We start from the raw sequence: 12373 nt of genomic DNA, 5'->3' as shown, positions 1-12373 counted from the left end.
GTGCAGGTGGCGGCGATGGTTCGTGGGTCAGCCGATCAGCTTTTCGTAGGCCGCCGCGTCGAGCAGGTTGTCGGTCGACGCGCCCGCCTCGGGCTTGATCTTGAAGAGCCAGGCCTCGTACGGATCTTCGTTGATCTCTTCGGGAGAGTCGGAGACCTCCTCGTTCACCGCGATCACCTTGCCCGCCACCGGCGAATAGATCTCGGACACCGCCTTCACCGACTCGACGGCGCCGACGGCGTCGCCCGTCGACGCGGTCCGGCCGACCTCGGGCAAGTCGACGAAGACGATGTCGCCGAGGGTTTGCTGCGCGTGGTCGGTCACGCCGACCGTCCACGTCCCGTCTGCCTCGGTGCGAACCCACTCGTGTTCGTTTGTATATTTCAGATCGGCCGGGACTTTGCTCATCGAAGGCTCCCTGGCCAGGCTAACAGTAGGGCGGGGCGAAATCACCAAACTTGCGGCCCGGCGAACCACGTCCTGCGAGCTCGCGCGCTTCTGCGCCGGCTTCGCGCCGGACCCGGCGGATTGCCGCTCCTGGGTACGTTCTCGCTCATGCGGCGTGCTTTCTCGCGGCCCCGATCTGCACGCCCGTGATCGCCGAGGCGCGACCAATCGCCCCGGTGCAAGGCGTGGGGTCGTGCGAATGCTTGCTCGGGCGAGCCCGGAGGACCGTGAGCGCTCCGCCGGGACTCGCCCGTCACGTGACGCGGTGACGGCCCGGCTCACGGAGGAAGGATGACGCACCCGGCGGAGCAGAATTGGCCGGGCTGGCCGTTGTTCGCGCCGAGGTCGCATTGCTCGCCCGGCTGGACGAAGCCGTCGCCGCACTCGGCGTCCTTGCACTGCTCGGTGCAGGCGTCGGTGTTGCTGATGTTGCCGTCGTCGCACTCCTCGGCGCCCTCCTGCACGCCGTTGCCGCAGACCGGCGAATGGCAAGTGTTGGTGCAGGCGTCGTCGTCGACGGGGTTGGCGTCGTCGCAGTCCTCGCCGGGCTGGACGAAGCCGTCGCCGCAGGTTGCGAGTTGGCAGGCGTTGGTGCAGGCGTCGGTGTTGCTGAAGTTGCCGTCGTCGCAGTCCTCGCCCGCCTGGACGAAGCCGTCGCCGCAGGCGGCGAGCTTGCACGCGCTGGTGCAGGCGTCGGTGTCGCTGGCGTTGCCGTCGTCGCACTCCTCCGTGCCCTGCGTGACGCCGTCGCCGCAGGGGGCCAGCATGCAGGCGTTGTTGCACTCGTCGAATTCGTAGGCGTTGCCGTCGTCGCACTGCTCGCCCGGCTGGATGATGCCGTCGCCACACACGGCGACCTGGCAGGTGTTGCTGCAGCCGTCGCCGTCGTCGCTGTTGCCGTCGTCGCACGTCTCGACGCCGACATGGACGATGCCGTCGCCGCACACGGCGAGCTGGCAGGTCGAGGTGCAGGCGTCGGTGTCGACGAGGTTGCCGTCGTCGCACGCCTCGCCGATCGACACCATCAGGTCGCCGCAGGCCGGCAGCGTGCACGTGTTGGTGCACTCGTTCCACGGGATGCCGTCGTTGTCGTCGCACTCCTCGCCCGGCTGGGTGAAGCCGTCACCGCACACGGGCAGGCTGCACCAGGTCGTGCACTCGCCGTTGTCGTCGTTCGCGAGGCCGAGGTCGCACTGCTCGTACGGGCTCTTGAGGCCGTCGCCGCAGTGGGGGAGCTTGCACGACGCGGTGCACTGGCCGCTGCTGTCGTCGTTGTTGATGCCGAGGTCGCACTGCTCGCCCTGCATCGGCTGGGTGATGCCGTCGCCGCAGGCCGGGACCGTGCACCAGTCGGTGCACTCGTCGTCGTTGTCGTGGTCGGCGCCGTCGTCGCACACCTCCCAGTCGCCGTTGACGATGCCGTCGCCGCACTGCGCCCACAGGCAGTTGTTGCGGCACTCGTCGGTCTCGTCGTCGTTGCCGTCGTCGCACTGCTCGAACTGCTGGACGATGCCGTCGCCGCAGCTGGCCGGGACGCAGGCGTTGTCGCAGGCGTCGAGCTCGTCTTCGTTGCCGTCGTCGCAGCCCTCGGCCGGGCCGACGTGGCCGTCGCCGCACACGTTGAGGATGCAGCCGGGTCGGCAGGCGCCGTTGTCGTGGTTGAAGCCGGCGTCGTCGCACTCCTCGAGGGCGCCGACGTCGCCGTCGCCGCACACGTTGATCATACAGTTGACGCGACAGGCGCCCCCGTCGCCGTTCTCGCCGCCGTCGTCGCACTGCTCCCCGGGGTCGAGGACCCCGTCGCCGCAGCTCTCGAGAGCCGGCGTGGTGGACGTGTTGAGGTTGACGGTGATGTCGACGTTGGAGTCGCAGGCGAGGACCAGCAGGGGCAACGCGGCCGCGAAGGCCCGCCGGAGCGCGCGAATGGGACGAAGGACGTTCGTGTTCATGAACTCACTGCTTTCGATCGATACCGATAGGTGTGAACAGCCCGTCGGGCCGCGGACGCCGGCGCAGCGCGACGTCGTGACAGAGATGGTCAGCGTCGCGAGCCAGCGTGCCCGAGGCGCCGCGACGAGTCCATTGCGCGGGCCCGGAGCTCGCGCCCGAGCGATGACGCGACGGGACCGCCGCACGCGGCCGGGTATCGGCGATGACGCGCCGCGATCGTTCGTGTGATGGATGGGCCGGCGCCGTGAGGTCGCGCGATCGAGGCGCATGAACGAGGCGGCGCATTGTGGCCACCGCCCCGGCCCGACTGGTCCCGCCCCGCTGTCGCGCGAGGCTCTCCGACGACCCGTCGCGTGAGCTCGCGCGGCCGGGCGTGGGCCCGTGTGGGGACTTCGCGGACGTCGAGGTCGCGGTATTTTCGTGAAATCCGCGATTCGCCGGTCGCGATGGCGGCTCGGATCACGGGGGAGGGCCGGGGCGTCGGGCGGGTCAGGACCCCTGGACGTGCGAGCAGGGTCCGCTTCGCGGCCCGGCGGGCGCGCCGCCGCGAGGGGCGCTGTTAACCTCGGCGGGTCGGCCGGCGTCTTGGCGGTACGGAGCCCTCATGGAAGTCGAACTCGAAGCCATCCTGATCCCGCTGACCTTCTTCTTGTTGGTCGGGTTCATCATTCGCCAGAGCCGGCTGCGGGCCGAGCACGAGACCCAGCGGCGGTTCGAGCTCGGCGTGCGGACCCTCGACCGCTTCAGCGACCCCGAGGCCCTGGAAAAATTCCTCAGCGGCGTCGCCGGCCAGGAGTTCCTGCGCCTGCTCGACCAGGGCGAGCCGCCGCTGCAGCGCCGCTTGCTGCGCAGCGTCCAGGGCGGCATCGCCCTGGGGGCGCTCGGGCTCGCGTTCCTCGTGCTGGCCGGCGTGCTCGAGGGTTACATCGACATGGTGATCCCCGGGATGCTGCTGCTGTGCCTCGGCGGGTCGCTGCTGGGCGGCGCCTTCGTGGCGCACAAGCTGGCGCTGCGGTGGGAGCTCCTCGGCGAGCGCAGCCGCGGCCGCAGAGCGGGGCCCTACCGCGATCTGCCGGCCTCGTGAAGTCGGGGCATTCATGGACGAAGCCCAATTCCACGCGCTCTACGCCGCGACGCACGCCCGCCTGTGGGCGTACGTCTACCGCCTCACGGGCGAGCGCGCGCTGGCCGACGACCTGGTCCAGGACAGCTATTGCCGGCTGTTCCAGCTGCCGGCCGGGCGCGTCGCCGCCGGCTCGGAGCGGGCGTATCTGTACCGGATCGCCACCAACCTGGTCACCGACCACCACCGCGGGCGCACGCGCCTGCTCGCCCGCCTGCGCGAGCTGCTGCTGGTCCACGAGGCCGCGCCGCCGCGGACGAGCGAGCCCGGCGAGGGCCGCGACCTGCAGGCGATCTTCGACCGGCTGCCGCGCCGCGACGCGGCGCTGCTGTGGCTCGCCTACGTCGACGGCCACGACCACCGCGAGATCGCCGAGATCCTCGACGTGCGCCCGACGAGCGTGCGCGTGCTCCTGAGCCGCGCCCGCGCCCGCCTGGCCGACCTCTTGCCACCCGAAACCCGAGGCCAACATGCGTTCTCTCCCGCCCTCGCACCCCGCGGCCATGGCTCCCGCGACTGACCGCGAGCTCGCCGACCCGCGCGACCGCGCGGTGGCTGTCTTCATGGACAGCCTCGCCCGCAGCCCGTGCCCGCGGCCGCGCGCGGTCGATCCGGCGCTGCTGATCCGCCGCGCCCCGCTGGTCGACGCGCTCGCCGACCTGCGAGCCCGCGAGCGCCGCGTGCTGGTCCCGGCGCTCGCGCTCGAGATCGTCACGTTCGCGGCGGCGGCGGCGGTCGGGTTGCAGCTGTTCGTCGTCCTCGCGCCGCTCGGCCACCTGCGCGGCGCCCTCGAGCTGGCGGCCCGCCTCGCCTGGGCGCCGCTGGGGCTGTCGCTGATCGTGGTCGCGCTGCCGCTGCTGTGGTGGATCGCCGAGGCCGGGCGAGCGCCGCGGCGCGCCGGCCGGTGAGGCCGGGCGCCTGTCCTGGGGGGCAGGTGAAAGCCGGGCCCGCAGCGAGAGCGCCAGCGTGACTGCCATGAGCTCGTCTTTGCATGGAGGGCGTCGCAGGCGTGCGACTGCATATTGCAGGCGTGCGACGCCGAGCCCGACTGCGCGGGCTCACGGGCGGTCGGCGCCGGCGAAGTCGGGGACGCCGTCGCGGGGCGGCCGGGCCTCGCCGTCGAAGTCGATGAGCGGGTCGCTCGCCAGGCGGAGGGCCGACGCTCCGAGCTGGGCGGCGCCCAGGCCGAGGTGATAGTCGCCGCCGGCGTAATCGGCGAAGAGGTCGGACACGGCGTCGACCTCGACCTCGGTGAGGCCCTCGCCGGGCCAGCCGGTCACGGTGGTCACGGTGTGCGAGATCGAGGGGCCGCCGGGCATGCACTGGATCTCGCCGCCGACGCCGACGAGGATGGAGTTGCGGATCGAGACGGGCGCCTCGGTGATGCACTTGAGCACGCCCTCACCGACGTTGCCCTTGTCGACGACGGTGGTGTAGAGGAGGTGGAGCGCGCCGCCGTCGACGATCTGCAGCGGCGCGCCGCCGATGGTGTCGCCGACGATGCTGTTCTCGAGGCGCGCGACGCCGCCGGCGGCCGAGCTCACGGCCGAGCTGTTGCCGAGGAACAGCGAGCGGCGGGCCGTGAGGGTGCAGCCGGTGGTGTGCAGCGCGGGGCCCTGCGTGCCGGTGACGGTGACCTCGTCGAGCCACAGGTGCGCGGCGTTGGAGCAGACCATGGCGCTGGTCGTCGGGCCGGCGTTGACGCGCACGCCGGCGACGAACAGCTTGCTGTCGATGTACTGCATGCCGATGTCGTCGCCGAGGGCGATCGCCTGGTTGGTCTCGACGGCGAACTCGACGTCGGAGTCGTCGAACTCGCCGAGGATGGCGACGCGCTTGCCCGGGGCCGAGAGCCGGATCGGCGCGGTCTGCAGGCCGCCCTTGACGTGGATGACGTGATAGGCGGCCGCCTCGATGGTGGCCTGCTCGACCGCCTCGTAGGCGGCGCAGCACGGCGAGTCGGGGCCGCACGCGCTGTCCAGGCACGGCAACTTTGGATCGACGTAGTGGTGCTCGGTCTCGTTCGGCGGGAAGCAGGTGCCGACGTCGAGCTCGCACGCGGTCACGGGGCACTCGCCGTGCGCGCGACAGGTCCGGCACGCGCCGGCCTCGCAGACCGGCAGCCCGGGCGGGCATTGATCGCCGGTGACGCAGCCGAGGCACTGGCCGGCGTCGCAGGTCAGCGAGCCGCCGCAGTCGCTGTGCGTGACGCAGGCGACGCAGGTCTTCAGCTCGGGGTGACACTTGTACAACTGCCCGCAGTCCTCGTCGAGGACGCAGGCGACGCACTCGCCACTGCTGTCACAATGCGGTCGGGACGGATCGACGTCGGCGCAGCTCAGACCGTGCGCGGGGAGGTCCTGGCAGCCGACGCAGCCGTCGCCGGCGCAGTAGGGGGTCGGCCGCTCGCAGGCGCACGGGCCGACCGTCGGGTCGACCTCGCCGGTGATCGATTCGCTGCCGCTCGTCGAAGTCGTGGGCTCCCGCGTCGTGCCGGTGGTCGGCGCGACGGTGTCCGCCGTCTGGCCCTCGGTCGGCCCGGCGCCGGTCAGCGGGCTCGCGTCGGAGGTCGCGTCGGTGCTCTGGCCGGTCGGATTGAAGCAAGCGCCGAGCACCAGCGCCAGCGCGGCGCTCCACGCGGACGTGCGGGGACATGTCGACATGAACAGGTTCCTTCCCTGCCCGGGGCGCCTGCTGGCCGGAGGGGCTTCGCCGCCAAGGGTACGCCAGGCGCGCGAGCGATCGGCGCCCGGACGACTCGCACGGCCGCCGGCTCTCGTGCGCGCGCCGAGCGCTAACTCACCGGTCGGTGGTCCGAAGTGGGAGACCGCCGCGGGCCGGACGCGCGGTCGCGCCGGCCCGGACGGCGTGTGTTCGGAAGGACATGGCGAAACGGACATGTCATGGCAATCCTGCGGCGGCGCGCGGATTCACGGCTCGCTGTAGCCGAGCACGCGCACGCGCAGCCGCTCAGGCGCGGGCTCGTGCTCGAGCGTCCACGCGCCGGCGCGGCTCGAGCGGCGCGGGACCTCGGCCAGGTGCAGCTCGCTGCGCTCGAGCGGCACGCCGTCCTTCATCAGCGTCACCTCGACGTGCACGTCCGCGACGGTCCGGTCGCCGTGGTTGGTCACCGTCACCGGCACGACGAAGTGGGCCGGCTCGACGTCGTCCGAGCGCGTCACGGCGCCGAGCCGGACCGACAGCCGCGGCGGCGCGTCGCCGTGACGCACCAGCTGGACCACGAGGTAGCCGACGATGGCGAGCACCAGCGCGAGGCCGGCCGCGAACACGCTCCATTCGAGCCAGTTTTTGTGGACAGTCATCGCGGTTGCAACAGGAGGCGCCCGGCGGACGCGCCGATGGCGGTGGGGAGCCCGAGGACGACGACCTGCGCCAGACAGGCGTCGAGGTCGCAGCCGTCGAAGCGACCGAAGAACCACAACAGCGCGGCCGAGGCGGCCATGGCGGCCACGTAGCTCGCCAGCGAGCCGACGAGGACGTCGACGCGCGGGCGCCCGGGCGCGCTGGTGTTGACGAAGTCGCTGAAGTGGAGGACGAGCGCGCCGACGCCGAGCGTGAGCGCGGTCAGGCCGAGCAGCGCCCACTCGCGCAGCGCGCCGCCGATCTCGGGGATCTCCTCGGTCGGGGCGATGTTGGCGGCGACCAGCACGGCGCCGCACAGCGCCAGCGCCATCTGACCGACGAAGCTGGGGTCCTCGCGCTCTCCGCTCATTCCGCAGTCGTCGTCGCCGCCGGCGCCGAGCTGCGCCGTGCCGACCGACACGCCGATCGCCACCGCCAAGCCGCCGACGAGCACCTTGCCGAGGACCTCGGAGGCCGGCATGGCGAGATCGATGCGCCCGAGCAAGACCAGCAGCACGGCCGCGAGCACGAGCCCGAGGCCGAGCTCCTCGATCGAGTCGATCACGACCTCGAGCGCGCCGGCGTCGGCGCGCAGCCCGGCGTGCCGGTTGTAGCCGAGCAGGAGGATGAACACGCCCGCCAGCCCGAGCAGCAGCCGATCGGGGCGCAGCGCCTCGCCGGCGCGCCAGAGCTCGCCGGTGTACAGCAGCGGGAGGCTGAACAGCAGGCCGCCCGCGACGCCGCGGCCGTACTCCTGCAACGACCGCGCGACCGCGGGCGCCCGCCGAGGTCGGGTGTGGCCCGAATCGTCCGCCGCCGAAGCGCCCATGAAGCCTCGCTTCTATCTAACACGGCGACCTGCGTCTCGGGACACTCGTTACGCGGCTCGCGAGCTCGAGCCGATGACGACGCGCGTGCCGGCACGATCGACGACTCGCTGCGCGAGGCGACGCGGTGCGTATCGATCGCGGCGCCGGTGGTCCGGTCGGCGGCGGCACATGACGGCGAGACGTCACGGCAGAGCCCGCTCGCGGGTTCACCGCCGCAGCGGCGCCCCGGCGCGGACACGGCGACGAATCGCAGGACTCGCGTCCACGCGTCATGCGGAATGTCACCACTGCGCGGAGCGGGGCGCGGCGCCTCGACCATTGAGCATCACGATGTCGATCGACGGGTGAGGTACGCTCCCGGTATGTGCACGCGGGCTCCGGGCGCCTTGGACACGGCATGGTGGCGCAATCATCGTGAGCGCACGGGACGGACGGGCAGGGGGCTCGCCGGCGCGCCGCAGCAGGGCCGGAGCGCGGCGTGAACCTCACGAGAGAAGACCAGCACGCGCTGCGCCGGCGACTGACGGTCGCGATCGCCACTCCGATCGCGCTGCTCGTGCTGCTCGGGGTGGTGCTCGGCCGCCAGATCTTGGTGATGGCGGAGGACGCCCGCTGGGTGAATCACACCAACGAGGTCCTCTCGCTCGCCAACTCGACGATGCTGCAGATCGTCGATCAGGAGACCGCGCTGCGCGGTTATCTGATCGCGGGCGAGCGCCAGTTCCTCGCGCCCCTCGAGCGCGCCGACCCGCTCGGCAGCTTCGAGCGGCTGCTGGAGATGGTCGACGGCAGCCCCGCGCAGCAGGACCGCTTCGCCGAGGTCCGCCGCCGCTACCACGGCTGGGCGGCCGCGCTCGACGCGGCGCTGCACGCCAGCGACATCGACGAGGCGCGCAGCGTCGACGCGATGCGCCAGCGCCGGCTGCAGATGGACGGCGTGCGCGAGGCGATGAAGGTCGCGGTCGACGCCGAGGAGGAGTTGCGGCGCGCCCGCGTCACCGCCTCGGAGCGCTCGACTGCGGCCGCGAGGACCGCGTTCGTGGCCCTGCTCGCGGGTGTGGCCCTGCTGCTGGCGTTCCTGTCGCGCAACCAGCTGCGCGCGATCGCCAGGACCTTCGGCGCCGCGCTGGACGCCGAACAGCAGGCCCGCGCCACGCTCGAGGCGGAAGCGTGGATCCGCGAGGGCCACGCCAGGGTCGCGGAGATCGTGCAAGGCGAGAAGAGCACGGCGCAGATCGGCCACGACTGCCTGGCGGCGCTCGCCGCCCACGTCGGCGCCGACGTCGCCGCGTTCTTCGTCCGCTCGGGCGGTGATTGGGTCCGCTGCGCCGCGCTCGGGCTCGACTCGCGGATCGCCGGGCCGGGCTCGTTCGCCGAGGGCGAGGGCATGGTCGGCCGCGCCGCGAGCTCCGGCCGGCTCGTGCAAGTGCAAGATTCACCGGCCGACCTGCGCCTGCGCTCGGGCACGCACGAGCGGCCGCTCGCGCACGTGATCGTGGTGCCGGCGCGGCTCGACGGGTCGACGCGCGCGGTCATCGAGCTCGGCTTCGTGCGCGTCGCGGCGCCGCGGGTGCGCGAGCTGCTCGGCCGCGTCGGCGAGATGATCGCGCTGGCGGTGCAGTCGGCCGAGCACAAGGAGCGGCTGGCGACGCTGCTCGAGGAGACCCAGCGCCAGGCCGAGGAGCTGCAGACCCAGCAAGAAGAGCTGCGGGTCCAGAACGAGGAGCTCGAGCAGCAGACGCGCGCGCTCGAGGAGTCGCGCGGCCGCCTCGCCGGCCAGCAGGCCGAGCTCGAGCAGATCAACTCGCACCTCGAGGAGCAGACGCAGGCGCTGGCGGCCGAGCGCGACAGCCTCGAGCGGGCGCAGGTCCAGCTGAAGCGCACCAGCGCGTTCAAGTCGGAGTTCCTCGCCAACATGTCGCACGAGCTGCGCACGCCGCTCAACAGCTCGCTGATCCTGGCGCGGCTGCTGGCCGACAACCGCCAGGGCAACCTCGACGCCGAGCAGGTCAAGTTCGCCGAGACGATCTACTCGGCGGGCAACGACCTGCTGACGCTGATCAACGACGTCCTCGACCTGTCGAAGATCGAGGCCGGGATGCTCGAGGTCCGGCCCGAGCCGGTGTCGCTGGCGCGGCTCACCGACGAGCTGATGGCGGCGTTCCGCCCGCTGGCCCGCGACAAGGGCCTGGTGCTGAACCTCGAGGTCCGCCCGGACGCGCCGACGACGATCCACACCGACCCGACGCGGCTGGCGCAGATCCTCCGCAACCTGCTGTCGAACGCGCTCAAGTTCACCGAGCGCGGCGGCGTGACGCTGGCGGTGCGCGCGGCGAGCGGCATGATCCAGTTCGCCGTCGTCGACACCGGCATCGGCATCCCGGCCGACAAGCACGAGCTGATCTTCGAGGCGTTCCGCCAGGCCGACGGGACGACCAATCGCAAGTACGGCGGCACGGGGCTCGGCCTGTCGATCTCACGCGACCTGGCGCGCCTCCTCGGCGGCGAGCTCACGCTGGCCAGCGCGCCCGGCCGCGGCAGCACCTTCACGCTGACGCTCCCGGCCCAGCCGGCGGCGCGCACGTCGATGCCGCTGCCGGCGGCCCCGCGCGTCGCCCCGCCGCCGCGCAGCGCCGGGCCGCCCGTGGTGCCCGTGCCCGCGCCGGCGCGCTCGATCCTCGTGGTCGAGGACGACGTGGCGTTCGCCGAGGTCCTCGCCGGCCTCGCGCGCGAGCTCGAGTTCCACCCGGTGATCGCGACCACCGCGGAGGACGGGCTGCGGATCGCCCGGCAGCAGCGCCCGAGCGCGATCGTGCTGGACGTCGGGCTGCCCGACCGCTCGGGCCTGTCGGTGCTCGACGCGCTCAAGCACGACCCGGCGACCCGGCACATCCCCGTGCACGTCATCTCCGCCACCGACCACACCCGCACCGCGCTCGAGATGGGGGCGGTCGCCTACGCGATCAAGCCGGTGGTCCGTGAGCAGCTGGTCGACGCGCTGCGCAAGCTCGAGTCGAAGGCGACGCAGGTGCTGCGGCGCGTCCTCGTGGTCGAGGACGACGTCGCGCTGCGCGACAGCACCTGCAAGCTGCTGGCGGCCGACGACGTCGAGACGGTGCCGGTCGGCACGGCGGCCGAGGCCCTGCGCGAGCTGAGGTCCTCGACCTTCGACTGCATGATCGTCGACCTCAGCCTGCCCGATCGGTCAGGCCTCGAATTGTTGCAGGAGATGGCCCAGGGCGAGCAGTACGGGTTCCCGCCCGTGATCGTCTACACCGGCCGCGAGGTCTCGCGCGCCGAGGAGCAGCAGCTGCACCGGTTCTCGCAGTCGATCATCATCAAGGGGGCGCGTTCGCCCGAGCGGCTGCTCGACGAGGTCACGCTGTTCCTCCACCAGGTCGAGACCGACCTGCCGCCCGAGCGGCAGCGGATGCTGCGGGACGCGCGGCACCGCGACGCGGTGTTCGAGGGCCGGCGGGTGCTGGTGGTCGAGGACGACGTGCGCAACGTGTTCGCGCTGACGAGCGTGCTCGAGCCGCGCGGCGCCCGGGTGGAGATCGCGCGCAACGGCAAGGAGGCGCTGCAGCACCTGCAGAGCAAGCCCGGCGTCGACCTCATCCTGATGGACCTGATGATGCCGGAGATGGACGGCCTCACCGCGACGCGGGCGATCCGCGCCGACCCGGCGACGGCCAGGATCCCGATCATCGCCCTGACCGCCAAGGCGATGGCCGACGACCGCGCCAGCTGCCTGGCCGCCGGCGCCGACGACTACATCGCCAAGCCGCTCGACGTCGACAAGCTGGTGTCGCTGGCGCGGGTATGGATGCCGAGATGACGGGGAGCGACGAGTCCGATCCGGCGCTGTCGGAGCTGCTCGAGGCGGTCTACCACCGCTATCACTACGACTTCCGCGGCTACGCCGAGGCGTCGCTGCGGCGCCGGGTCGCCGCCGCCGTGGGCCAATTGCGCTGCGCCGGCCTGGCCGAGCTGCGCGAGCGGGTGCTCGCCGAGCCGCGGATGTTCAGCGAGCTGCTGCGCTACTTGACCGTGCAGGTCAGCGACCTGTTCCGCGACCCGACCTACTTCCGGGCGATCCGCGAGCGCGTGGTGCCGTACCTGCGCACCTATCCGTCGCTCAAGATCTGGGTGGCCGGGTGCGCGACGGGGGAGGAGGCGTACTCGCTGGCGATCATCCTCGCCGAGGAGGGCCTGCTCGCGCGCACGCTGATCTACGCCACCGACATCCACCCCGAGAGCCTGCGGATCGCCGAGGCGGGGGTCTACGGCCTCGACCGGTTCGCCAAGTTCTCCGAGAGCTATCGGCTCGCGGGCGGGCGCGCCTCGCTGTCCGATTACTACGTGGCGCAGTACTCGTCGGCGATCCTCGACCGCAAGCTGCGGCAGGCGATCCTGTTCTCCGACCACAGCCTGGCGACCGACGTCGCGTTCGCCGAGGTCGAGCTGGTGTCGTGCCGCAACGTGCTGATCTACTTCGACCGCCCGCTGCAGGACCGGGCGCTCGGGGTGCTGCGCGACAGCGTGCGTCGCAAGGGGTTCCTCGGCCTGGGCGCCAAGGAGACGCTGCGGTTCTCGGCGCACGCGCAGGCGTTCACGGAGCTGGTGCCCGAGGACCGGATCTACCAGAGGCGGTGATGCG

10 protein-coding genes are annotated in these 12373 nt (G+C 72.2%); 5 read left to right on the top strand and 5 right to left on the bottom strand.

Annotation, left to right across the window (positions count from 1 at the left end):
• Positions 1 to 27: 27 nt before the first annotated feature.
• Both gcvH and K7C98_RS08070 read right to left on the bottom strand, forming a co-directional pair.
• The gene (gene gcvH / locus K7C98_RS08075) at positions 28 to 408 is read right to left on the bottom strand and encodes a glycine cleavage system protein GcvH (RefSeq protein WP_224190996.1); all 381 of its coding nucleotides are present in this window, start codon (positions 406 to 408) and stop codon (positions 28 to 30) included.
• A 317-nt stretch (positions 409 to 725) separates the two neighbouring features.
• Positions 726 to 2396, bottom strand: a complete 1671-nt coding sequence (locus K7C98_RS08070) for a DUF4215 domain-containing protein (RefSeq protein WP_224190995.1) — start codon at positions 2394 to 2396, stop codon at positions 726 to 728.
• Between the two features lie 605 nt (positions 2397 to 3001).
• Here K7C98_RS08070 and K7C98_RS08065 point away from each other — a divergent pair.
• From K7C98_RS08065 to K7C98_RS08055, 3 genes are read left to right on the top strand one after another with little or no spacing between them, the layout of a single operon-like run.
• Positions 3002 to 3481 carry a hypothetical protein gene (locus tag K7C98_RS08065; protein ID WP_224190994.1) on the top strand — a complete coding sequence of 160 codons (480 nt, stop codon included), beginning with the start codon at positions 3002 to 3004 and terminating at the stop codon, positions 3479 to 3481.
• Positions 3482 to 3494: 13 nt separating this feature from the next.
• Positions 3495 to 4040: an RNA polymerase sigma factor gene (locus K7C98_RS08060; protein ID WP_224190993.1), complete on the top strand. Its 546-nt coding sequence runs from the start codon at positions 3495 to 3497 to the stop codon at positions 4038 to 4040.
• Positions 4024 to 4428 (top strand): hypothetical protein, encoded by a 405-nt coding sequence (locus K7C98_RS08055; protein WP_224190992.1) that lies wholly within the window; start codon positions 4024 to 4026, stop codon positions 4426 to 4428. Before K7C98_RS08060 ends, K7C98_RS08055 begins: the two co-directional genes overlap by 17 nt.
• Positions 4429 to 4578: 150 nt before the next feature.
• Here the strand turns inward: K7C98_RS08055 and K7C98_RS08050 are convergent, their stop codons facing one another.
• From K7C98_RS08050 to K7C98_RS08040, 3 genes are all read right to left on the bottom strand, one after another.
• A complete protein-coding gene (locus K7C98_RS08050) occupies positions 4579 to 6183 on the bottom strand; it encodes a hypothetical protein (protein ID WP_224190991.1) in 1605 nt (534 codons plus the stop codon).
• Positions 6184 to 6450: 267 nt separating this feature from the next.
• Complete coding sequence (locus K7C98_RS08045) at positions 6451 to 6843, bottom strand: hypothetical protein (RefSeq protein WP_224190990.1); 393 nt, start codon at positions 6841 to 6843, stop codon at positions 6451 to 6453.
• Positions 6840 to 7712, bottom strand: coding sequence for a TIGR02587 family membrane protein (locus K7C98_RS08040; protein WP_224190989.1), 873 nt, complete (start codon positions 7710 to 7712; stop codon positions 6840 to 6842). Before K7C98_RS08040 ends, K7C98_RS08045 begins: the two co-directional genes overlap by 4 nt.
• Before the next feature lie 479 nt (positions 7713 to 8191).
• Here K7C98_RS08040 and K7C98_RS08035 point away from each other — a divergent pair, with 479 nt between their 5' ends.
• On the top strand, positions 8192 to 11551 hold the full coding sequence (locus tag K7C98_RS08035) for a response regulator (protein ID WP_224190988.1): 3360 nt from the start codon (positions 8192 to 8194) through the stop codon (positions 11549 to 11551).
• Complete coding sequence (locus K7C98_RS08030) at positions 11548 to 12369, top strand: CheR family methyltransferase (RefSeq protein WP_224190987.1); 822 nt, start codon at positions 11548 to 11550, stop codon at positions 12367 to 12369. The genes K7C98_RS08035 and K7C98_RS08030 overlap by 4 nt, the downstream gene beginning before the upstream one ends.
• Positions 12370 to 12373: the final 4 nt, after the last annotated feature.

This window comes from Nannocystis pusilla (assembly GCF_020073745.1).
GTDB lineage: Bacteria > Myxococcota_A > Polyangia > Nannocystales > Nannocystaceae > Nannocystis > Nannocystis radixulma.
This window is presented reverse-complemented; position numbering and strand designations above follow the sequence as displayed.